The 21,092-nt window shown below is 63.3% G+C and carries 18 protein-coding genes, 2 tRNA genes and 1 riboswitch; of the genes, 10 read left to right on the top strand and 10 right to left on the bottom strand.

The annotated features are described in order from the left end of the window. Nucleotides 1-5: 5 nt before the first annotated feature. Together tusD and AC26AR_RS05910 are read right to left on the bottom strand one after the other, a co-directional pair. Nucleotides 6-395 (bottom strand): sulfurtransferase complex subunit TusD, encoded by a 390-nt coding sequence (tusD, locus tag AC26AR_RS05915; RefSeq protein ID WP_077372797.1) that lies wholly within the window; start codon nucleotides 393-395, stop codon nucleotides 6-8. A 190-nt stretch (nucleotides 396-585) separates the two neighbouring features. Further along, the gene (locus AC26AR_RS05910; protein WP_065392578.1) at nucleotides 586-1,254 is read right to left on the bottom strand and encodes a Bax inhibitor-1/YccA family protein; all 669 of its coding nucleotides are present in this window, start codon (nucleotides 1,252-1,254) and stop codon (nucleotides 586-588) included. Between the two features lie 254 nt (nucleotides 1,255-1,508). Here AC26AR_RS05910 and AC26AR_RS05905 point away from each other — a divergent pair. The 3 genes from AC26AR_RS05905 to AC26AR_RS05895 all read left to right on the top strand — a co-directional run bounded on the left by AC26AR_RS05905 (nucleotide 1,509) and on the right by AC26AR_RS05895 (nucleotide 3,272). After that, nucleotides 1,509-1,599: transfer RNA gene (locus AC26AR_RS05905), tRNA-Ser, on the top strand. Between the two features lie 196 nt (nucleotides 1,600-1,795). Further along, nucleotides 1,796-1,886, top strand: a tRNA-Ser gene (locus AC26AR_RS05900). 174 nt (nucleotides 1,887-2,060) lie between these two features. Next, the gene (locus AC26AR_RS05895; RefSeq protein WP_488107719.1) at nucleotides 2,061-3,272 is read left to right on the top strand and encodes a DEAD/DEAH box helicase; all 1,212 of its coding nucleotides are present in this window, start codon (nucleotides 2,061-2,063) and stop codon (nucleotides 3,270-3,272) included. Nucleotides 3,273-3,346: 74 nt separating this feature from the next. Here the strand turns inward: AC26AR_RS05895 and AC26AR_RS05890 are convergent, their stop codons facing one another. From AC26AR_RS05890 to AC26AR_RS05880, 3 genes are all read right to left on the bottom strand, one after another. After that, complete coding sequence (locus tag AC26AR_RS05890; protein WP_488107718.1) at nucleotides 3,347-4,477, bottom strand: GGDEF domain-containing protein; 1,131 nt, start codon at nucleotides 4,475-4,477, stop codon at nucleotides 3,347-3,349. Between the two features lie 198 nt (nucleotides 4,478-4,675). Beyond that, nucleotides 4,676-6,385, bottom strand: a complete 1,710-nt coding sequence (locus AC26AR_RS05885) for a potassium/proton antiporter (RefSeq protein ID WP_271302007.1) — start codon at nucleotides 6,383-6,385, stop codon at nucleotides 4,676-4,678. Nucleotides 6,386-6,506: 121 nt separating this feature from the next. Next, nucleotides 6,507-7,466 carry a protein kinase family protein gene (locus tag AC26AR_RS05880; RefSeq protein ID WP_084208992.1) on the bottom strand — a complete coding sequence of 320 codons (960 nt, stop codon included), beginning with the start codon at nucleotides 7,464-7,466 and terminating at the stop codon, nucleotides 6,507-6,509. Between the two features lie 125 nt (nucleotides 7,467-7,591). Next, nucleotides 7,592-7,705, top strand: a riboswitch (TPP riboswitch). 61 nt (nucleotides 7,706-7,766) lie between these two features. Here AC26AR_RS05880 and AC26AR_RS05875 point away from each other — a divergent pair. From AC26AR_RS05875 to AC26AR_RS05865, 3 genes are all read left to right on the top strand, one after another. Beyond that, complete coding sequence (locus AC26AR_RS05875; protein ID WP_205700454.1) at nucleotides 7,767-8,519, top strand: ABC transporter ATP-binding protein; 753 nt, start codon at nucleotides 7,767-7,769, stop codon at nucleotides 8,517-8,519. After that, nucleotides 8,516-9,283, top strand: coding sequence for an ABC transporter permease (locus AC26AR_RS05870; protein WP_077372781.1), 768 nt, complete (start codon nucleotides 8,516-8,518; stop codon nucleotides 9,281-9,283). The genes AC26AR_RS05875 and AC26AR_RS05870 overlap by 4 nt, the downstream gene beginning before the upstream one ends. 65 nt (nucleotides 9,284-9,348) lie before the next feature. Then, nucleotides 9,349-10,536: an ABC transporter substrate-binding protein gene (locus AC26AR_RS05865; protein WP_488107717.1), complete on the top strand. Its 1,188-nt coding sequence runs from the start codon at nucleotides 9,349-9,351 to the stop codon at nucleotides 10,534-10,536. 116 nt (nucleotides 10,537-10,652) lie between these two features. Here the strand turns inward: AC26AR_RS05865 and AC26AR_RS05860 are convergent, their stop codons facing one another. The 3 genes from AC26AR_RS05860 to AC26AR_RS05850 all read right to left on the bottom strand — a co-directional run bounded on the left by AC26AR_RS05860 (nucleotide 10,653) and on the right by AC26AR_RS05850 (nucleotide 13,838). After that, complete coding sequence (locus AC26AR_RS05860) at nucleotides 10,653-11,903, bottom strand: MFS transporter (RefSeq protein ID WP_157109485.1); 1,251 nt, start codon at nucleotides 11,901-11,903, stop codon at nucleotides 10,653-10,655. A 41-nt stretch (nucleotides 11,904-11,944) separates the two neighbouring features. After that, nucleotides 11,945-12,781, bottom strand: coding sequence for an alpha/beta fold hydrolase (locus tag AC26AR_RS05855; protein WP_488107716.1), 837 nt, complete (start codon nucleotides 12,779-12,781; stop codon nucleotides 11,945-11,947). A 148-nt stretch (nucleotides 12,782-12,929) separates the two neighbouring features. Continuing rightward, complete coding sequence (locus tag AC26AR_RS05850; protein WP_077372772.1) at nucleotides 12,930-13,838, bottom strand: LysR substrate-binding domain-containing protein; 909 nt, start codon at nucleotides 13,836-13,838, stop codon at nucleotides 12,930-12,932. Nucleotides 13,839-14,006: 168 nt separating this feature from the next. Here AC26AR_RS05850 and AC26AR_RS05845 point away from each other — a divergent pair, with 168 nt between their 5' ends. The 3 genes from AC26AR_RS05845 (at nucleotide 14,007) to AC26AR_RS05835 (ending at nucleotide 17,534) form a co-directional block, all read left to right on the top strand. Beyond that, nucleotides 14,007-15,059, top strand: a complete 1,053-nt coding sequence (locus AC26AR_RS05845; RefSeq protein WP_240499556.1) for a YeiH family protein — start codon at nucleotides 14,007-14,009, stop codon at nucleotides 15,057-15,059. 178 nt (nucleotides 15,060-15,237) lie between these two features. Beyond that, nucleotides 15,238-15,504 carry a GrxA family glutaredoxin gene (locus tag AC26AR_RS05840; RefSeq protein WP_077372769.1) on the top strand — a complete coding sequence of 89 codons (267 nt, stop codon included), beginning with the start codon at nucleotides 15,238-15,240 and terminating at the stop codon, nucleotides 15,502-15,504. Nucleotides 15,505-15,779: 275 nt separating this feature from the next. Further along, entirely contained in the window at nucleotides 15,780-17,534 is a 1,755-nt protein-coding gene (locus AC26AR_RS05835; RefSeq protein ID WP_077372766.1) for a monovalent cation:proton antiporter-2 (CPA2) family protein, read from the top strand. A gap of 92 nt (nucleotides 17,535-17,626) precedes the next feature. Here the strand turns inward: AC26AR_RS05835 and AC26AR_RS05830 are convergent, their stop codons facing one another. Continuing rightward, nucleotides 17,627-18,526 (bottom strand): DMT family transporter, encoded by a 900-nt coding sequence (locus AC26AR_RS05830; protein WP_077372763.1) that lies wholly within the window; start codon nucleotides 18,524-18,526, stop codon nucleotides 17,627-17,629. 116 nt (nucleotides 18,527-18,642) lie between these two features. Here AC26AR_RS05830 and AC26AR_RS05825 point away from each other — a divergent pair, with 116 nt between their 5' ends. Beyond that, complete coding sequence (locus AC26AR_RS05825) at nucleotides 18,643-19,413, top strand: VOC family protein (protein WP_077372760.1); 771 nt, start codon at nucleotides 18,643-18,645, stop codon at nucleotides 19,411-19,413. 363 nt (nucleotides 19,414-19,776) lie between these two features. On the opposite strand, the gene nhaD is transcribed toward AC26AR_RS05825, so the two are convergent. Beyond that, on the bottom strand, nucleotides 19,777-21,084 hold the full coding sequence (nhaD, locus tag AC26AR_RS05820) for a sodium:proton antiporter NhaD (RefSeq protein WP_488107715.1): 1,308 nt from the start codon (nucleotides 21,082-21,084) through the stop codon (nucleotides 19,777-19,779). Between the last annotated feature and the right edge of the window lie 8 nt (nucleotides 21,085-21,092).

Genomic DNA, 21,092 nt, shown 5'->3' with positions numbered 1-21,092 from the left:
TCTCCTCAGGCGAAGGTGATCAGGTGGTCATTCTCGAGCGTGGCTTCCACCAGCTGCCCGAGTCCGGTCAACTCGAAGGGCGCCTCGAGGGTCGCCCCCTGCTTGCCGTGTCGCGCGGCTTCACGCTCATCGAGCATGCCACGCCTGAGCCCTGCTGCCACGCACACCTGCAGACGGGTCTCGCCCTGCTCCGCCAGCGCGATCCAGCGGTCCCGCAGATGTGGCTCATCCTGAGGAGGTGCCATCATCGTCGCCGCGTTGTAGACGCCGTCGTGATAGAAGAACACCGTGCTCAGACGATGCCCGCGGGCCAGCAACGCCTCGGCGAAGCGCAGGGCCGAATGACTGGCCTGCTGACTGTAGGGACCGCCGTAGACGGCCAGAGCGTAACGCATGTGAACCTCGAGTCGGCTGCGCATTGAGGGCGACATTCTAGCGCGAGTGGTGGCGTCTGTCAGAGCCCCGCATCGCCACCACCGCCGCCGCGACGTACCGCCGTTCCCTGCCGCCGCGCCGTGTCCATGCCCCACAACGCAACGACCCCGCCGAGGCGGGGTCGTTGCGTTGTGGGGTAGCGTCTGACGATCAATCGTCGGATGCAAAGCCCAACAGCGCCAGCAGGCTGACGAACATGTTGTAGATGGAGACGTACAGGCTGACCGTCGCCAGCAGATAGTTGGTCTGCCCGCCATGGATGATCTGGCTGGTCTCGAACAGGATCGCCGCGGAGGCGAACAGCACGAAGCCGGCCGATACTGCCAGCGCCAGACCACTGATGTTGAAGATCATCGCCGCCAGCATCGCCAGAATCAGCACGATGGCACCCGCGAACAGGAAGTTGCCAAGGAACGAGAAGTCCTTGCGCGTCACCAGTGCGACCGCGGACAGACCGGCGAAGGTGATGCCTGTCATGCCGAGTGCCGTCATCACCAGCTGAGCGCCGTTGGGCATGCTCAGGTAGGCATTGAGCACCGGGCCGAGCGTGAAGCCCATGAAGCCGGTGAAGGCGAAGGTGGCGAAGATGCCGGCGGTGGAATTCGCGGTCTTGTGGACCAGGAACATCAGACCGTAGGCACCGATCAGCAGCACGAAGATGTTCATGCGGCCCACGCCCATGCTCATCGCCACGCCAGCGGTGAGCGCAGAGAACAGCAGCGTCATCGCCAGCATCATGTAAGTGTTGCGCAGTACCCGGTGGGTACTGAGTGAGCGGCTCGCGGTATCCTGCGAGACCTGCCAGGAGCTGTTAGCCATGGTGTCTATCCTCAGGTTGCTACGATGGATGCATCGAATTGACCCCAGCATGCCCGTCGGGGTTTCCCTAATCAAGAGACAGGACGATGAAAAGCCCGTTTCATGCAACTATCCAGCGCGCAAAAGGCAACCTCATCCTCGCTCTCCCTGCACAGTGTGGCACTCGCTACCTTTCAAGCATCTGAACGGAAAGGAAATTTACCCCAAGTCCTTGACGCGGCCAGAGAAATCCGTAGTATTTCATCCCGTGAGTCGGAGGGATGGCAGAGCGGTTGAATGCACCGGTCTTGAAAACCGGCGTAGGTTAATAGCCTACCCAGGGTTCGAATCCCTGTCCCTCCACCACCTTGATTCCGAAAGCCCCGTCTACTTCAGGTAGGCGGGGCTTTTTCGTGCTCGCCCTGTCGCCTAGCAGCCGGCAGCGCTCAAGGGCGTTTGATGATCACCGCAAGTGATTGTCCGCGATGGCTTTTCCGAAGATTTTTCTTCGCCCACCTCTTGCTATTCTCATCAGTTTCGGTAGTATTTCGCTCCGTGAGTCGGAGGGATGGCAGAGCGGTTGAATGCACCGGTCTTGAAAACCGGCGTAGGTTAATAGCCTACCCAGGGTTCGAATCCCTGTCCCTCCACCACCTTGAATTCCGAAAGCCCCGTCTACTTCAGGTAGACGGGGCTTTTTCATTGCACACCTGCCTGCAGTGGCCATTCCTCATGGCATCCTCCCGGGGAGGTACAATGGATCACTCAACGCCTTGCGACACCCCGTGGTCGTACAATCCCTCCTCCCCTTGAAAAATCGAGACACCATGCCATTTTCCGCCCTTGGATTGAGCGACCCCATCGTCAAGGCCGTTACCGAGCAGGGTTATCAGACCCCGACCCCGATTCAGGCGCAGGCGATTCCCATCGTGCTGGCCGGCGACAACCTGATCGCCGCCGCGCAGACCGGCACCGGCAAGACGGCAAGCTTCGTGCTGCCCCTGCTGCAACAACTGATAGACGCCCCCGAGGTCCGCGCCAAGCGAGTGCATGCCGTCATCCTGACGCCGACGCGTGAGCTGGCCATCCAGGTGGAAGACAACATCCGCCAATATGCCGCACATCTCACGCTCAGCTCCATGGCGATGTATGGCGGCGTGGACATCGCCCCGCAGCAACAGCGCCTGATCGAAGGCGTGGACATTCTGGTCGCGACGCCAGGGCGTCTTCTCGACATGTTGACCCGACGCGCGATCCATCTCGACGAGACACGCACCCTCGTCATCGATGAAGCTGACCGCATGCTCGACATGGGCTTCATCGCCGACATCAACAAGATCGTCGAGAAACTGCCCAGCCAACGTCAGAATCTGCTGTTCTCCGCCACTCTGTCGACCCAGGTACGCATGCTGGCCAGAACGGCGGTGACGGACGCCGTGGAGATTTCCATCGCGCCGGAAAACACCAGCGCTCCCGAGATCACCCAGAGCCTGATCACGGTCGACAAGGAATTCAAATCCGCGCTGCTCAGCCACCTGATCCAGAGTGGCGAGTGGCAGCAGGCGCTGATCTTCATCGAGACCAAGCGCGGTGCGGCCAAGCTGGTCAGCCAGCTGGAGAAGCGCGGCATTGGCGCCGAATCCTTCCACAGCGGACGCAGCCAGGCGGTCCGCGAGCAGCTGCTGGCAGACTTCAAGGCAGGCAAGGTGCCATTTCTGGTGGCGACGGGCGTCGCGGCGCGCGGCATCGACATCGATGACCTGCAGCGGGTGGTCAACTATGACCTGCCGGATGAGGCAGAGAACTATGTGCACCGTATCGGACGCACCGGACGCGCCGGGGCAAGCGGTGAAGCCATCTCACTGGTATCGCGTGATGATTTCCGCAACCTGTGCGCCATCGAGCAGCATCTGGGCAGCTTCATCGAGCGTGTGGTGATCGAAGGGTTCGAGCCCGGACTCGCCGTGCCCGCCTCGACGATGGACCCGCTGCCACGCAAGCCGGCCCGCGCTCGCCGCCGACCTGCCGGCAAGCGCTGAGCCATTCGCGCACCGTACGCGACACCGCGACAGTGGAACCTCCTCCACTGTCGCTCTCACTGCTGATCACCGCCTCACGACCTGCTGCCGTGAGATTCGCTGCTGCGCGATACCGGCCCCAGCTGGTTGTCGCTGACGAAACGATTGCAGCCTTCGCGCTTGGCGCGGAACAGGTTGACGTCCGCCTTGGCGATCAGGCTTTCCAGATCCTTGTCCCCGGACTGGCGTTGGGCGACGCCGATCGAGAGACTGACATCGAGACTGTTGATGCCGTCATTGATGACGAAGGGCAATGCCGAGGCCCCCTTGCACAGACGCTCCGCCACCTGGTCGGCGCGCTCACCATGCAGCCGCGGACTCAGCAGCACGAACTCCTCCCCGCCATAGCGACAGATCAGATCCTCTCCGCGCAGGATACTGCGCATGCGCTTCACCAACTCCTTGAGCACCTGGTCGCCCGCCGCGCGCCCCCAGGTCTCGTTGATCAGCCCCAGGTGGTCGACATCCACCATCATCACGCTGATGGGCTGTGTCCCCATCAACATCTCACGCCCCTTGTCGATCAGTTCCGCGCGACTCAGCGCCCCGGTCAACTCATCGAACCGCTCGCGTGACTCGAAACGCTGGCGCAAGCGATCCGCCGACCACCCCATCTGTACCAGCACGAGGGTGAAGAACACGGTCAGAACGCAGAGATTGATCAGTCGGAACGCGAATGCCCACCCGGGCGGCAGCGGATTGGCCACCCCCTGGAACATCAGCACGACATAGGCCAGCAGCGGCATGCTCAGGCAGATGAGACACAGCAGCAGACGTCGCGTGAAGGGCATGCGAATGCAGTAGATGCACAGCAGCGCACCGAAATAGAAATAATCGAAACCGGGGGCTGGACCGAAATAGCCCAGGGACAGACTTATCTGGGCACAGGTACCCAATGCCAGCAGGTTGGCGGCCAGTACCTCTCGGCGCGCGCGATGCAGCTGCAGACAGACAAGGTCCACCACCAGCATGCCCAGATCCAGCGCCAGAATGCCCATCTCTCCCAGCCAGAGCATCAGACCGGCATACAGCAGGTGACTCGCTATCGCGAGCACATACACCACATTGAAGGTGGCGTGGAAGGTCTTCTCGTCCTCGGTGAGGCCTGGTGGGAAATCCTCGAATCGCAACAGCCAGCGCGCAAGGTGTGGATGTGGACTGCCCATGAGACTATCTCCTTGGCTGCTGACCACCATTCGTGGCCAGCCAGACCAGGCGGGTAAAGGCCTGACGAGCCAAGGGTACGTCATCCCTCAGTCGAAAGGAGATCAGCACATTACACGCAATGCATAAACCCGCCACCAAGCGCCGAGCCAGCCTGGCGTCACGACAGGCAGAACCGGGTCACGACGCAAAGAACCGCGTCAATGCAGGCGCAGCCCCACCTTGGTGATGCGATTGCCTTCGACCTCATTCACCACCCAGTGAATGCCATGCCAGTCGACATCATCCCCGACCACCGGCACCCCGCCGACTCTGCGGGTGATGAACTCGGCGATGGTCAGGTGCTGCTCGCCCTGAGAGAGCGTCAGTCCGTAGACATCGGCGATATCCTGCATGTTGGCATCCCCTTCCAGGGTGAAGGTGCCGAAGAAGGCGCGCTGTTCATGCTGCAGACTCTCGCCATTGAACATGCGATTGAGGCTTGGCACATCGCAGGAGCGCCCGACGACGCACAGCACGTCCTTCTGATGCAGACAGGTGCTGCCCTTGGGATGGATCAGCACCTTGTTGCGGAACAGTGCCCCGACCTTGGCCCCGGAGGGGAAGCGCAGCATGCGCAATGCCACGCCTTCCAGCGCCGTGTTGTCGACCCGGTAGACCAGCATCTCGTAATCGTTGACGGGCATGATGCCCAGCAGATTGCGGCGGCTGGGCTGCGCGCCCGGCGGCACCACCACCCTGAGCTTGCGCGCCATGGGAGCCAGCGACGAGCCCTGCACCAGCAGCGAGATGATCACCACGAAGAAGGCGACATTGAAGTAGACGCCGGCATTCTCGACCCCGGTGATCACCGGGAAGATCGCCAGCACGATCGGCACCGCCCCCCTCAACCCGACCCAGCTGATGAACCACAGCTCTCGCCAGCGGAAGCGGAAGAAAGGCTTGAGACACAGGATCACGGCCAGGGGGCGCACGAACAGGATCAGCGCCACGCTCAGAATGGCGGCTGGCAGCGCGAACTGCAGCATCGTGGAGGGTGAGACCAGCAGACCCAGCATCAGGAACAGCACGATCTGGGACAGGTGGGCCAGTCCATCATGCACCGGCAGGATGTGTTCGAGGTGGCGCCCCGGATGATTGCCGATCATCAGGCCACACAGATAGATGGCCAGGAAGCCACTGCCACCGAGCTCATTGGTCGTCGCGAACAGGCTCAGGCCCAGCGCCAGCGCCAGCAGGGAATAGAGGCCGGGCGCCAGATCCAGATAGCGCATCAGACGGGCGATCAACCAGCCACCGGCGATCCCCATGCCCGCGCCGACCCCGAACTGCAGCGCGAAGCTCATGAGTCCGGCGGCGACCCCCGTCAGCTGTCCGGTCAGTATCTCGGCCAGGGTGATGGTGAGGAAGATGGCCATCGGGTCGTTGGTACCGGACTCGATCTCCAGCGTCGCCCCGACCCGCTCGTTGAGGTGCACCCCCTGCCCGCCCAGCAGCGAGAACACGGCGGCGGCATCGGTGGAGCCGACGATGGCCCCGACCAGCAGGCCTTCGATCAAGGTCAGGTCAAACAGCCACATGGCCAGCAGCCCCACCAGCCCGCTGGTCATGAAGACCCCGACGGTCGCCAGCACCAATGCCGGCTTGAGACCCGCACGGAAGGTCGAGAGGCGGGTGCGCAGACCGCCATCGAGCAGAATGAGTGCCAACGCCAGATTGCCGATCAGGTACGCGGTAGAGGCATCATCGAACTGGATGCCGAGCACGCCATCCTCCCCCGCCAGCATGCCGAGTCCCAGGAACAGCAACAGCAGGGGCATGCCGAGACGAGCCGAGACCCGACTTGCCAGCACGCTCAAGGCGATGAGCATGCCCGCCAGCAAGAAGTAATAGTTCAGATTCTCTACCACGTGTGCTCCCCCGCCATTCCCGGCACCAAGTCTCGAATCACGTCTGCGACGGCCCAGAGACAGTATTCCATGTCAGCGACGAGGCTGCAGAGAAATTTCTCAAATATTCATGGACTTGCGATCAACATGTCAGGCTTCTCGGCGACACCCAGGCCGGGGCTGCCGCCAGCTCGGCGTAGCGGGTCGGACCGAAGGCTTCCATCGCCCACAACAGGGCTCGGCACAGCTCACGCTGACCGTCGATATCGACCATGCGCCCATGACGCGAATAACCGGCGAGGAAGGCCTCACGCTGACTCGGCGTCTCCAGCAACAACTCGATCAGTGCCCAGTCGAACTCGATCGGAGCCCACACCAGTGCCTCCCAGTCGCTCCATACCCAGCCGGTGGCGGCGCACAGATATTGGTCCGCGCGCAGGTCCGGCAGACTCCAGACGGCGCGAGCGGGATGCGAGAAGGTGCGTGATGGCAGGTCCCCCAGCTCGTGGGACAGGGGATGGCGCGCGAGAAAACGCGTCACGCGGGCATTCCAATGCAGCAGCGGCATGGGCTGGGCAAGGGGCTGGCCAAAGCCGGACACGGTGTCCTGATGCAGCCGCCCGACCTGATCTCCCAGCAACTCACAGAAGGTGTCACTGAGATCACTGGGCTGACCGCTGGACCACGGCAGGTGCCAGACGGGCGCGCCATCGAGACGTCCCAGATAGGTCAGCGGCAGCGGAGGGATGGGCAAACGCGCCGGCAACGCGCCCGCCAGCCGTGTCAGGGCCTCAGGTTGCGCCCAGCGATCGGCGCCGAAGACACCGCGCATCGCTCGCCAGAAGGGGTCGTGATCCGGGCCGGTCCGCGCCAGCTTGATCAGGCCGGGGGTGCCGCCACGCTGTCGCCACAACCAGTTGGCACTATCCGGCCAGGCAAGTGCCAGCGGCTCCAGCGCATGCCCCAGATAGGTGGAAAGACGGCGAGTCAGCGCATCCTCCGGCCAGCCATTGGGCACGGATGTCGCGTCTGGCATCACGGGTCGCCGCGGTGGCACGGGATAACCGCTGGAGCAGGTCGAGAGATCCGGGGTATCAGGCATGTTGATCTCCTTGAGGCTGCGATACCTCGATAGCATACCCAACACCGGGCCATGCAGCATAGCCACACGACAGCCACCCCGACGATGGCAGGGATGCAACCGGCGGGCAGGTGACGGTACACTGTCGGCCTGGATGGGGGTGCCCGAAAGTGGGCTGAGAGCCGATGCGTCACGTCGCATGGCAACCCCTGGAACCTGATCCGGTTGATACCGGCGGAGGGAATTCCGGTCACCTGCCCAAGCGTCAGGCGCCCTGCGTGCTTCCTCCCCTCGGCATGCCGCCTGACCACGGATGACACTGTGTCGCTGGGACTCTCCCTCAACAACGCCCGCATCGATTACGCCAGCCATACGCTGTTTCGTGATCTGTCGGCGCGTCTGGATGCCGGAAGCTGGACGGCCCTGCTGGGCCGCTCGGGCTGTGGCAAGAGCTCACTGCTGCGCCTGCTGGCCGGCCTCGAGATGCCCGACCATCACACGCTGGAACTCACCACCGATGACGGCAAGCCACTGGCGGGTCGCGTCGCCTGGATGGCGCAGCAGGACCTGCTGCTGCCCTGGCGCCGGGTGCTGGACAATCTGTGTCTGGGAGATGACCTCCATCGTCGCCCTCGCGATACCGAGCGGGCCCGCGAACTGCTGGCAGCGGTGGGTCTGGAGGGGCGCGAGCAGGCCTGGCCAGACGCCCTCTCCGGCGGCCAACGCCAACGCGTTGCATTGGCGCGGACGCTCTACCAGCAGGCTCCAGTGGTGATGATGGATGAGCCCTTCTCCGCAGTGGACGCCATCACGCGACTCGAACTGCATGATCTCGCCAGCCGGCTGCTGGACGGACGCACCGTGCTGATGGTCACGCATGACCCGCTCGAGGCGCTGCGCCTGGCCGACCAACTGCTGGTACTGCGTCCGGGCCGCGACAGCCAGCAGGGGGCAGTGCTCGACCGCTTGCCGGGGCTCTCGCCGCCTCGCCCGGTGCCGCTGGACCTGCCCGCCCTGCAGCAGGCCCAGTCCGAATTGATCACACGCCTGCGCGACGGCGAGGAGACGCCATGAAACGCCTGCATGCCCTGCGTCATCTCGCCATCAGCGCCGCCGTCCTGCTGGGACTCTGGCAACTGGTGATCATCACCACGGCCGTGCCGCCCTACATCCTGCCAGCGCCACTGGCAGTCGCGGAGGTGCTGGTCCGTCAGGCTCCGATGCTGGCACACCACGCCGGCATCACCTTCGCCGAGATTCTTGGCGGGCTGGTACTGGGGGTCCTTCTCGGACTGAGCACCGCGCTGGCACTGGCGTTCATCCCTCGTCTGCGGCGCACCCTGCTGCCATTGCTGCTGATCAGCCAGGTGATTCCGCTGTTCGCCATCGCCCCACTGCTGGTGCTGTGGCTGGGCTATGACATGCTCTCCAAGGTCGTGATGGCCACGCTGATCATCTATTTCCCCGTGGCCTCCACCGGCTACGACGGCTTGCGCCAGACTCCTCAGGGCTGGCTGGATCTCGCCCATACCCTGGGTGCCAGCCCGTGGCGACTGCTGCTGCATGTCCAATTGCCCGCCGCGCTGCCGGCATTGGCCTCCGGCGTGCGCATGGCAGCGACAGCCGCCCCCATCGGGGCCGTCATCGGTGAGTGGGCCGGCGCAAGCCAGGGCCTCGGCTATCTGATGCTCAATGCCAATGCCCGCATGGAAATCGACCTGATGTTCGCGGCCCTGCTGGTGCTGGTCGCCTTTTCGCTGCTGCTGTATTTCACGCTGGATGCCCTGCTGCGTCGCCTGATGCCCTGGCATCGGGATCGCCTGACCCGTTTGAACTGAGCGCTTCCGGCTGTCAGGCGATGCCCTGACGGCCTCACATTCTCGACACCACAAGGAATACCGCCATGCCATTCTCGCCATCGGCGATCCGCCGTTCCGGCAAGCTGTCCTGCCTCTTCGCGACGCTGCTGACAACCCTCAGCCTGAGCACCTTCGCCCTGTCAGCCGAGACTGGCGCCAGCGCCGAGCCCCAGGCCCCGACCGCCAGTGACAGTGCAGCGGCAGCGGTCACCAAGACCGGGCAGGACGGTGCCACCCTCGAGCCAGACGCTTCTGCCAAGCAGGCTGCCGAGACCGAGCAACAGACCCGCCCCGCCGCTGGCGATGTGCAGGACCCGCAAGCGGCCGCCACCGATGCCAAGCCCCTCACGCACCTCAAGATCATGCTCGACTGGTACACCAATCCCGGCCACGGGCCGCTGGTGCTGGCTCAGGAACTGGGCCTGTTCAAGCAACATGGTCTGGACGTCGAGCTGATCGCTCCGGCAGACCCCAGCGTCCCCCCCAAGCTTGCCGCAGCGGAGCGCGTCGACATCGCCATCAGCTATCAGCCCCAGCTGCACCTGCAGGTGGATCAAGGGCTGCCGCTGGTGCGCATCGGCACGCTGGTGGCCACCCCGCTCAACGTGGTGGTCGTGCGCGCGGACAGTGACATCCAGTCGATGGCCGACCTCAAGGGCAAGCGTGTCGGCTATTCCGTCGGTGGCGTGGAGGAAGTCCTGCTGTCCACCATGCTCCAGAACAGCGGCCTGACACTGGATGACATCACCCTGACCAACGTCAACTTCTCGCTGACGCCGTCACTGCTGACCCGCAAGGTCGACGCCGTCACTGGGGCATTCCGCAACTTCGAACTCGCCCAGATGGCACAGGAAGGCGTCAAGGGCCGCGCCTTCTACATCGAGGAAGAAGGCGTGCCGACGTATGACGAACTGATCTTCGTCGCCAACAGCGACAGCTATTCTCGCAAGCACGAGCAGTACGCCGCCTTCCTGTCCGCCGTCGGTGAAGCCACCGCCTGGATGATCAACCACCCTGACAAGGGCTGGAAGCTGTTCCGCGAGTCCGACCCGGCACTCGATACCGCGCTCAACAAGAAAGCCTGGTATGCCACCTTGCCGCGCTTCGCCCTGCGTCCGGCCGCACTGGATGCCGGCCGCTACCGTGACTTCGAGAACTTCCTCTACGAGCGCGGCATGATCAAGCAGCGCCAGTCACTCGACCACCTAGCCATCGACGTCAACGCGCCCTGAATAGGCGGCCGATGACAGACACGACGACGCCCTGCCGGTTTCCCGACAGGGCGTCGTTTGCTTTCTGCCAGATGACGCGAGGATGCCCCCGCCCCTTGCCTCCCGAGACCTTCCTGTCAGCGCCTGCCATCCACCGGGCTGCCGGCTGACGCCCGCCTGGCCAGACGCCGCGCCAGCCACGCCATCAACACAGGCTGGATCACCAGCGCGACCACCAGCACCGCCACGAGCAGTGGCATGCCCTCAAGGGCGCCACCCGGCGAGCTGACCAGCAGCGCCGCCCCGAGATAACTGCCCGCGGCAGAACTCAGATGCTGAACGGCACTCTGGGTGCTGGTGAAGGCGGCCCGCTCGTGCTCGGCAGGAATGAAGCTGTTGAGCGTGTTCTGCGCCACCCGCCGCGCCGAGGAGAACAGCATGTAGGCACCAAACCCCACCCACACCAGCGACGGCCCGGGCGAATGAAGCAGGAAGGCCCAGCCCACCAGCGCCGTCAGCAGACAGGTGATGGTGCCGGGCCAGACACTGCCGAAGCGATCACACAGCCGCCCGGTCAGCTGCATGCCCACCAGCGACAGTCCGCCTCCGATCATGTAGAGCCCGCCGAGATCCTCGCGAGGCAGATCGAGATTGAACAGCAGATAGCTGGAGAGATTGGGAATCACCAGGAAGTTGCTGAACATCGCGGTGGCGATCAGCGCCAGCCCGAGCCGGTGATTCGGCTGCGCGAGAATGGTGGCGATGGAGGTACCGGCGCGACTGCGAGGATTGTCCAGATGCCCCCGGATCGGCGGCAGCACCCAGGCCAGCAACCCGCAGACCAGCAACGCCAGCAGCGCGACGGCCCGGAATGGCGCCTGCCAGCCAAAGCCTTCGGATAACCACAGCGCGAAGGGCAGCCCCAGCACCGAGGCCACCGAGAAGGCCCCCATCACCATCCCCATGGCGCGCCCACGCCGGATTCCCGGCACGACATCGATCACGATGGCCAGTGCCGTGGCCGCCGCCGGCCCACCGAACAGCCCGCCCAGCATGCGCGCGGCCAGCAGCGTCTCGAATCCGGTGGCGAAGCTCGCGATCAGATGACACAGCGCAGCACCGAACAGAAAACCCAGCACGGCCCAGCGACGATCGAAACGATCCGCATGCCGCGTCCACAGCAAGGTACCCACCGCCGCCGCCAGCGGGTAGCTGCCGACGATGTAGCCCAGGTGGTCCAGCGGAATGCCCAGCGACTGCGCGAAATCCGGCCCCAATGCCATCACCATGGTGAAACCCATGATGACGGCGAACTGCAGCAGCGTGACCAGCGCGATCACCAGACGCTCGTGACGCGTCACCGGTATCGTGCCGTCTTCGTCAGGCACACGGGGCGCCGCCAGCGACGCAGGCGCATGACGTGAGCCGCTCAAGCGCGTGCGACGCGTTCAAGAAACGTCTCGACGGCCTGCTGGAACTCGCTTGCTCGCTCGGCATGCAGCCAGTGGCCGGCATCCAGCGAGGCATCTTCCAGGCGCGGGAAGTGCTCGCGCATTGCCTGGAGCCCGTCGGCCTGCACGTAATTGGAACGTTCGCCCCACAGCAGCAGGGCCGGCAGTTCCACCTCGCCGTGTGCCTGAGGCGCCTCGACGATCTGGGGGTAACCCGCCGCGATGTGATCGAGCCCGACTCGCCAGCCCATGCTGCCGTCCTCATCGCGCACCAGGTTGGTGGCGAGGAACTGACGGATAGCCGGCGTTTCCACATGGCGCGCCATCACGTTGTCAGCGTCCTTGCGCGAGGCAGGACGCGCCTCACGCACGGCCTCGAAGGCCGCGAATATCTCATCGTGCCCGTGTCCGTAGGCGATGGGCGCGATATCCGCCACCATGAGACTGCGCAGTCGTTCAGGTGCCTGCAGTGCGACCTGCATGGCCACCTTGCCCCCCATGGAGTGCCCCATGAGATCACAGGTGGGGATATCGAGCTGATCGAGCAGAGCGATCACGTCAGCGGCCTGTTCCGGGTAGCTCATGCCCGCCACATGCGGGCTGCGACCATGATTGCGCAGATCCACCGCGATGACGCGACGCGACTGAGACCAGAACTTGATATGCGAGCGCCAGTTGTCCGCGCTCCCGAACAGACCATGCAGAATCACCAGCGGCGTCGCATCCTGCTCACCCGCCTCATTGCCCTGTGTGGCTTCACGGGCATCACTCTCGTTATAGAAAAGCTCGACCGTCGTGCTTGTCGCAGTGCTCATCATCATCTCCATGGACGCTAGACAGACCCTCAGACGCTCCCGACCCTCACGCATCGCCCGCGATGGCACGCGCCAGTGCGAAGCGGCAACCACGTGGCCGAGTGTCAGAAAACGCTCATGTTAGCAGACTATCAAGCTACCGCGCGGCTCACCGCGGACTGGCTTCCAGATAGACCTTGACCGCTTGCCACAGGGGGCTTCGATAGCGCTCCGGATGCCAGAGCATGGAAAAATGCCGCTTGAGGTTGAGCTGGGGCGTCTCCAGCACGACCAGCTCCCCGCGCGACAGCTCCGCATCCACAGACAGGCGCGAAAGGCAGCCCAACCCGAGGCCGGCAAACACAGCCTGCTTGATGGCCTCATGCTGCCCCAGCTCCATGCGCACCTTGAGACGCTCGATTCGCCCGTGCAGTGCACGTTCGAAGACCGCCCGCGTGCCCGACCCTCCCTCGCGCAGAATCCAGTCGGCATTGGCCAGATCCTCGTCATCGAGTGCCGTTGCACGTATCGCCAGCGGGTGGGACGGCGGCGCCACCACCACCAGTTCATCCTCGCGCCAGGTCTGGCTCATCAGGCGTGGCGCGTGACAATCCCCTTCGATCAGCCCCAGCTCGGCATCGTAGTTGAGCACCGCCTCCACCACCTGATGGGTATTGCGCAGGCGCAGGTTGAGCTCGGTCCCGGGGTTTTCACGCATGAAGGCCCCTGCCAGGCCGGGCAACAGCCAGGTCCCGATGGTCGCGCTGGCGGCGATTTCCAGCTCGCCTCGCAGGAACCCCTCCTCCAGCCCGGGCTCACGGGCCTCCAGCTCCAGTGCATGGGTCTGTTCCAGCAGCTGTTCGGCACGCGCCAGCAGACGACGGCCATTGGCATTGAGGGCCAACCGGCGCCCGAGTCGCTCGAACAGCGCGACGTCAAGATGGCGTTCCAGCTCTGAGAGCGCCTGGCTCGCCGCCGATTGCGAAAGCCCTATCTCTCGGGCGGCACCACTGACCGAGCCCTGGCGAGTCACGGCGACGAAGACCTGTAATTGGCGCAGGGTGATATGGATCTGCATATCGGTTTTTCCGGTAAGTGGTAAAGGAATAATCGACTAACTACCCAATGATATTCCTGCATAAACTATTCATCAAACCAGAAGCACTAAGCATGCAACGCTCTCACAAGCACTCAAGACCTTCACACGACAAGACCTGACCTGACACGCCCACCAAGGAGAAAGCCAATGGACGCACAGACGCTGACTGCCCCCCCTGTCACGGAACGGCTGCGCCGAATGGTGCCGGGACTCGCGCTGTGCGGCGGGCTGACACTGGCGGGGCTGGGGCTGCACGCCATTCCGACCCTCGCCGCGACCGGCGTCAGTCCACTGGTCTTCGCGCTGCTGTGCGGCATCGTGGTCGGCAACCTGCCCGTCACCAGCCGCCATGCCCGGGCACTGGCACCAGGGCTGCATGTCGCGACCAAGAAGCTGCTGCGACTCGGCATCATCCTGTTCGGACTGTCGATCACCTTGCAGCAGATTCTCGGCCTGGGGTGGAGCGTGGTCGTGCTGGATGTCATCGTCATCGCCGCCGTGTTGAGCTGCGGCTATTTCCTGGGCACGCGCTGGCTGGGTCTGGATCGCGATACCGCCTTGCTGACCAGTGCCGGCTCTGCCATCTGCGGCGCCGCGGCCGTGCTGGCGACGGAATCCATGATCAAGGCACGCCCGGCAGCCACCGCCATGGCCGTGGCCACGGTGGTACTGTTCGGCTCGCTGGCCATGCTGGCCTACCCCTTGCTCTACCCGCTGACCGGCATGCATGAGGGGCTGTTCGGCATCTACATCGGCTCGACCATTCACGAGGTCGCTCAGGTCGTGGCGGCAGGTGAGGCGGTAGGTCCGGACGCCCTGGCCAATGCCCTGATCGTCAAGCTGATGCGCGTGATGATGCTGGTCCCCTTCCTGCTCCTGCTGCCCAAGCTGTGGGCCATGCGCAGCCGCAGCGAGGGGGATGACCGTGATGCCGGCGGCAGCATGACCATTCCCTGGTTCGCCCTCGGTTTCATCGCCATGGCCGGGATCAACAGCACCGGCGAGATTCCTGCCGCCCTGCACGCCAACCTGTCCGTGCTGGGGAGCGTCGCCCTGACCATGGCGATGGCGGGACTCGGGGTCGAGACACGCATGGATCGCCTGCGCTCACTGGGCATGAAGCCCTTCCTGCTGGCACTGATCCTGTTCGTGTTGCTCATGGTCGGTGGTTTCGGGGCCAACCTGCTGTTGATGGGGTGATACACGCCGGCAATGATTGAGTGTCGCAATCACCCAATTAGTGCCGCTCAATTGGCAAACCCGGTGAGGCTCAAGCACAATGGCATCCATCCATTGACTCACCGGTTCTGCCGGAAGCCCACGAACATCACGTCACGGTGGGCTTGACGAGTATCACGTACCCTCCAAGGAGAATCTCATGCTGGCAGTCATCTTCGGTCGTCCGGGTTGCCCGTTCTGCGTCCGCGCCAAGGAACTCGCGGAAGAACTTACCGCCAAGCGCGATGATTTCGATTTCCGTTACATCGACATCCACGCCGAGGGCATCACCAAGGCCGACATGGAAAAGACCATCGGCAAGCCGGTGGAAACCGTGCCGCAGATCTTCGTCGATCAGACCCACATCGGTGGCTTCACCGAGTTCAACCAATACGTCCAGGACGAGGCACTGATGCCGCAGGCCTGATCATCGCCTCGACTTCTGTCTGATCCTGAAAAGCCCTCGCCCATGGCGGGGGCTTTTTTTTGCAGCCGGCATGCCAGTTGCTCAGCTGATGCCCCTGCCACGCGCGCCGTCAATCAAGGGGCCAGCTTCCCACCTCTCGCCAGTGCCTTGACTCGTGCCTCCCTCAGGGCAGCCACTCACGGCAACGGAAAAGTGCGCAGCGGAGCGCTTGCGGCGCTTGCAAGCTGCGGCGACAATTCGCCTTTCTCCGCACGTAGCTGGACAAGGAAGCAAACATGAACATGTTGATGGAAGGCGCCGTGCTGCTGGGCTGCGCCGTGGTTGCCGTGCCGCTCTTTCAGCGCCTGGGGCTGGGGTCCATCCTGGGGTATCTGGCGATCGGGGTGCTGCTGGGGCCGTCATTGATCGGCTTCATCTCGGAACCGACCGAGGTGCTGCACTTCGCGGAGTTCGGCGTGGTCATGCTGCTGTTCATGATCGGACTGGAACTCGAACCCAAGCGCCTGTGGGACATGCGCCTCAAGCTTGCCGGGCTTGGCAGCGCACAGATGCTGCTATGCGGAGCGCTGCTGACGCCCGTCGGGTTATGGCTGGGCCTTGAACTGCCGGCCGCCGCCTTGCTGGGCCTGATTCTGGCGCTGTCCTCTACCGCCTTTGCGCTTCAGGTACTCAGCGAGAATCAACAACTGGCGACACCCCATGGCCAGTCAACCTTCGCCATCCTGCTGTTCCAGGACCTGGCCGTGATTCCGCTGCTGGCGCTGCTGCCGCTGTTCGCCGACAACTTCGACGCTTCCACCGGCTCCGGCTGGGCCGGTGTCGCCAAGGGCATCGGCATGGTGGCGGCGGTCATCATCGTTGGCCGCTTCGTCGTTCCGCGCCTGTTGAAGATGGTGGCACGCAGCGAGATCCACGAGATCTTCACTGCCGCGGCACTGTTCGTGGTGATCAGTACCGCTCTGCTGATGGAATGGGTCGGGCTTTCCATGGCACTGGGGGCCTTCCTCGCCGGGGTGCTGCTGGCGGATACCGTCTATCGCCACGAGCTCGAAGCCAACATCGACCCCTTCAAGGGCCTGCTGCTGGGGCTGTTCTTCATGGCGGTCGGGATGTCGGTGGACGTCTCGCTGGTCATGGAACGCCCGCTGACGGTGCTGGGCCTGACACTGGCGCTGATGGTCGGCAAGGTGCTGGTCATCACGCTGGTGGGCCGCGTCGCACGCCTGAAGCTTGCCGAGGCACTGCCACTGGCCGCCGTACTGGCTCAGGGCGGAGAATTCGACTTCGTGTTGCTGACCGCCGGCATGGCCGCCGGCATCTTCGATCAGACGCTTACCAGTCTGGTCATCAGTGCCGTGACGCTGTCCATGGCCGCCACGCCCTTCCTGTATCGCTATGCGCGCAAGTTCGGTGCCGCGCGCGAAGCCAAGCGCCCCTACGATGAAGACTTCGGTCAGGAAGCCCCGCCGGTACTGATTGCCGGTTTCGGACGTTTCGGTCAGATGAGCGCGCGCATTCTCAAGACCCAGGGCATCAACTTCACCGCCCTCGACCCCAACATCACCCAGGTCGAGTTCGTGCGTCAGTTCGGCTCGCGCATCTTCTACGCCGACGCCAGCCGATCGGAGCTGCTGCGAGCGGCTGGCGCCGAGCACGCACAGATCATGCTGGTGGCGGTCGATGACGCCAGGATGACCACCCAGATCGTGCGTACCGTTCGACAACAGTTCCCGCATCTCAAGCTGTTCGTGCGGGCCCGCAATCGCCACCATGCCTGGGAGCTGATGGAGCTGGGCGTGGAACACGTGATCCGCGAGACCTACGCCAGCAGCCTGGAAATGGGCAACGAACTGCTGGTTGCCATGGGCTATCCAAGCGCACGTGCCGCCGAAGTGGTCCGCGCCTTCCGCGAGATGGATGACACCATGCTCAAGAGCGATTTCGAGAACCGCCATGACCCCGAGGCGCTGGTCACCAGCGCCAAGAGCGCCATGGAAGAGCTCAAGCGCCTGTTCCAGACCAAGGGCTGATGTCCACTCTCGCCAGCTGCTGTCGCTCCAGAACCGAAAACGCCGCCCTCTCGGGGCGGCGTTTTCGGTTCTGGCATCCACTGGCGTGCCATTCAGCTGCGAGTCACGGCTCCCCCGCGCAGGCGAGCGCGCCACTGCGGCCCGAAGAGATAGGCACACAGGCCCACGACGATGAAGAGCGCCCCCGCCAGCACGCGGCTGGAGACTATCTCGCCATTCAGGGCAGCGCCGAGACTCATGGCGAATATCGGCGTGATCAGGGTGGCCAATGCCACGGTACTGGCGGACAGGCGTGCCAGCACGAAGTAATAGCACAGATACCCGATCAACGAGCCGAAGATACCCAGGTAGACGATCGCCCCCAGCGGGCGCTGTGTCGGCCATGCCTGCGGCACACCATCGACCAGCAGGGCCGCGAGAAGATAGAGCGGAAGCGAGACGAGCAGCGCGCCCTCGGTCTGCACCAGCGGATGAAGCCCTGCTCGCTCTCGCTGGACCAATACGCCGGAAGCGGCAAAGCAGTTGACCGCCAGCAACATGGTCACCACCCCCTTCCAGCTGCCCGGTGGTAGCGCCAGCGAGTCCGAGACGGCGATGGCCAGTCCGCCCAATGCCAATGCGAAACCTAACCATTGCAGCTTGTCAAGAGGCGCACTTTTCAACCACCAGCGCGCGTAAAGTCCTGATAGCAGAGGAGCTAAGCCGAAAAGTAACGACATGATACCGCTTGGTAACCAACCGGCAGCAATATAGGCGAAGTACATCCCACCCCATATCCCCAGTGCAGCCGCCACGTAGCTGCGAATTGCCACGCGACCGAAATCCATTTTCAGCCCGAGCATGCGTAACAATGGGTAACCGATACATGCGGCAATTAACATTCTCCCCATGGCAGACCAGGCCGGCAGCCATCCGGAAGCACTCCATGAAATCGCCAGCGGTGTGGTTGACCACACCATGAGAACCACGCAATACGCCACCAGCACTGGCATTTTCACACTCCGAACAGTCGGTCAGAAAAAAAGGACAATGTCGTTGAATGGCCTTATCTGGCAGGTACCTATAATCGCTCCAGCACAGGGTGCCGATATCCCGTCAAGGAGGCTTCATGCAACGCGAGGAATTTCTACAACAGCTATGGCTGGACTTCGTTCACCGCCATCCGGATATCGGAGCGCTGGACATCTGGCCGGATGGCATCAGGCCCGAATATCTGATGTTCGTGACACTGGATCAGGGGCCATTTCGCAGCGAGAAACTGCGTCCCAGCCTCTATCATCAGGGCTATCGACGCGTGAAGCAGTACGCCATGGCCGACCGTGGCCTACTGGTGGATCTGCTGCTGCCGCCGGATGGCGGCTCGGCTGTCATGCTGGCCGAACTTCAGGCCAATAGCCTGCCTCCCCTTCACCGAGACCTGCTGAAGACGCTCATCAGCCAGAGTCACCGTGACGACTGCAAGGGACAGAACCTGCTGGCGCCGTGCCGCCCATGGGACATGCCGGACTGGCCCACCTTCGAGCGTCTGCTGGAAGCCAACCCGCTGGCGGCATGGCTATCGGTGATGGGCCCGCGCCTGCATCACGTGGGCTTCAACGCCGACGAGCTGGGAGAAACGCTTGAAGCTGTCTGCGAAGGCATGCTGATGCACGGCATGTCGCCGCAGAGCGGGCGCCACCATGCCGTACTCCCCATCAACCCCAAGCTGCAATACCACTACTATCCCGCGCACGCACAACGCATGGTATTCGCCGAAGGTGATGAGCACATGGTGGTGCTGGGAGGGCTGGCCCTGCTGGCAACGGCCGACAGTGGCCAGCATCAGCGCGCCGCCGAGCAACTGCTGCCAGAGCACACGCTCTGCCAGCTGAGTGCCTGACGGACAAGATTCACGAGCCAGATTCGCAAGCAGTAGTGCCGCAACGCCCCTGACGCCTCTGGCGCCAGGGGCGTTTTCATTGGCAAGCCATGTCATGACTCACCGCCATGGGCTCCCCTCGCGAGCCACTGGCTGTCGTGCGCCATGCTCGGGTGCCCCATGAGGTCTGCTGGTGGCTCAGAGCCGTAATACGTTGGTCGCAAGCAGGTTATCAACAGAAGCTGTGGAAAAAGCTGTGAAGAATCTCTGTACATCCACTCATCGGCTTCGCGATCTGGCGACCAATGTCAGATTGATCAAAAATTCACCACTTCACCGCTGAGCGCCTGACTGTCACGAAAAAAGCCTCCGAAACCACCTCGCCTAGCGCAGCAATGAGCCCAGTGACGTGAGCGCCACTCCCAGGTCCATCGGCGTGTCGGTGACCTGCCCCCCCAGCCAGTAGGCGCCGACGTATCCGACGCTGTACGCCAGCAGCAGCGCCGGGAAGAAGCGCAGGTAGCTCATGAAGGTCACCTCGCGCACCTTGGAGAGCGCAATCACTCCAGCGGCCGACCCGATGATCAGCAGTGATCCGCCCACGCCAGCGGCGTAGGTCAGCGCCAACCACTCAGCATCATTCATGACGACATCCGCCTTGAGCACCGCAGCCGTCAACGGCACGTTGTCGACCAATGCCGACAACAGGCCGATCAGATAATTGGCCTGCATGGCAGGCATCACGTCATAGAGCTGTGCCAGCCCTTCCAGCAGGCGGGCTTCCTTGAGCGCTCCCACCATCAGCAGGATACCGAGGAAGAATAGCAGAGTGTCGAATTCAATTATCCTGATGTAATCAAGAATTCTGCGCTCTTCGCTGTCACTGCGTCGCTCGGCCACATGCCCGAGCAGGAACATGATCGACATCCCGAACAGGAAGGTCAGCAAGGGCGGGATACCGAACAGCACGTTCAGGCCCAGCGTGGAGAGGATGGTGGCGAGAAACAGCCAGGCCACGAAGCGGTCCAGACGCCGGGTGGGACGGCGTTCACGCGACAGATGGACTTCTCCCCCAAGCCCGGGCAGCAGCAGCGTCGCCAGCAGCATCACGCTGACGAAGGCCGGGATGGCCAGCAGCATCAGCTCACTGATACGCACCTTGTCGGCGAGGAAGATCATCAGTGTGGTCACATCACCGGTGATCAACGCCACCCCGCCGGAATTGACGGCAAACACCGCCAGCACCGCGAAACGCAGCGTCTTCTTCGGCGGCAATCCCAGAGACAGCACCAGCGTCAACGACACCAGCGTAGCGGTGATGTTGTCGGCCAGAGAGGAGAAGGCAAAGGCGAAGGTGCCGGTCAGATACAGCAGGCCTCGCTCACCGATGCGGCCCGGCAGCAATCGATAGATGAGATTGGCGATCAGTCCCTTGGCATTGAGAAACGCCACGAAGGTCATCGCCGCCATCAGAAACAGCCACAAGGTGGCGATTTCCAGCAGATTCTCGTTGAGCGACTCACCGACGTCATCGACTCCCAACGCACCGGGGCCGAAGATGAACAGCAGCAACCAGCTGAACGTCCCCAGCAACAAGGTCGTCTTGGCCTTGTTGAGATGAATCACGTCCTCGATGGCGATCAACACGAAGGCCCCGATCGCCAGCCCCACCAACACTCCCTGCAACCACATGTCGCTCT

The organism is Cobetia sp. PS-4MA, assembly GCF_057670765.1.
This window is presented reverse-complemented; position numbering and strand designations above follow the sequence as displayed.

Excerpts from the sequence above, each read along its gene's own strand:
- tusD (WP_077372797.1), bottom strand. The coding sequence starts at position 395 with ATGCGTTACGCTCTGGCCGTCTACGGCGGTCCCTACAGTCAGCAGGCC.
- AC26AR_RS05910 (WP_065392578.1), bottom strand. The coding sequence starts at position 1,254 with ATGGCTAACAGCTCCTGGCAGGTCTCGCAGGATACCGCGAGCCGCTCA.
- AC26AR_RS05895 (WP_488107719.1), top strand. The coding sequence starts at position 2,061 with ATGCCATTTTCCGCCCTTGGATTGAGCGACCCCATCGTCAAGGCCGTT.
- AC26AR_RS05890 (WP_488107718.1), bottom strand. The coding sequence starts at position 4,477 with ATGGGCAGTCCACATCCACACCTTGCGCGCTGGCTGTTGCGATTCGAG.
- AC26AR_RS05880 (WP_084208992.1), bottom strand. The coding sequence starts at position 7,466 with ATGCCTGATACCCCGGATCTCTCGACCTGCTCCAGCGGTTATCCCGTG.
- AC26AR_RS05870 (WP_077372781.1), top strand. The coding sequence starts at position 8,516 with ATGAAACGCCTGCATGCCCTGCGTCATCTCGCCATCAGCGCCGCCGTC.
- AC26AR_RS05865 (WP_488107717.1), top strand. The coding sequence starts at position 9,349 with ATGCCATTCTCGCCATCGGCGATCCGCCGTTCCGGCAAGCTGTCCTGC.
- AC26AR_RS05855 (WP_488107716.1), bottom strand. The coding sequence starts at position 12,781 with ATGAGCACTGCGACAAGCACGACGGTCGAGCTTTTCTATAACGAGAGT.
- AC26AR_RS05850 (WP_077372772.1), bottom strand. The coding sequence starts at position 13,838 with ATGCAGATCCATATCACCCTGCGCCAATTACAGGTCTTCGTCGCCGTG.
- AC26AR_RS05845 (WP_240499556.1), top strand. The coding sequence starts at position 14,007 with ATGGACGCACAGACGCTGACTGCCCCCCCTGTCACGGAACGGCTGCGC.
- AC26AR_RS05840 (WP_077372769.1), top strand. The coding sequence starts at position 15,238 with ATGCTGGCAGTCATCTTCGGTCGTCCGGGTTGCCCGTTCTGCGTCCGC.
- AC26AR_RS05835 (WP_077372766.1), top strand. The coding sequence starts at position 15,780 with ATGAACATGTTGATGGAAGGCGCCGTGCTGCTGGGCTGCGCCGTGGTT.
- AC26AR_RS05830 (WP_077372763.1), bottom strand. The coding sequence starts at position 18,526 with ATGCCAGTGCTGGTGGCGTATTGCGTGGTTCTCATGGTGTGGTCAACC.
- AC26AR_RS05825 (WP_077372760.1), top strand. The coding sequence starts at position 18,643 with ATGCAACGCGAGGAATTTCTACAACAGCTATGGCTGGACTTCGTTCAC.
- nhaD (WP_488107715.1), bottom strand. The coding sequence starts at position 21,084 with ATGTGGTTGCAGGGAGTGTTGGTGGGGCTGGCGATCGGGGCCTTCGTG.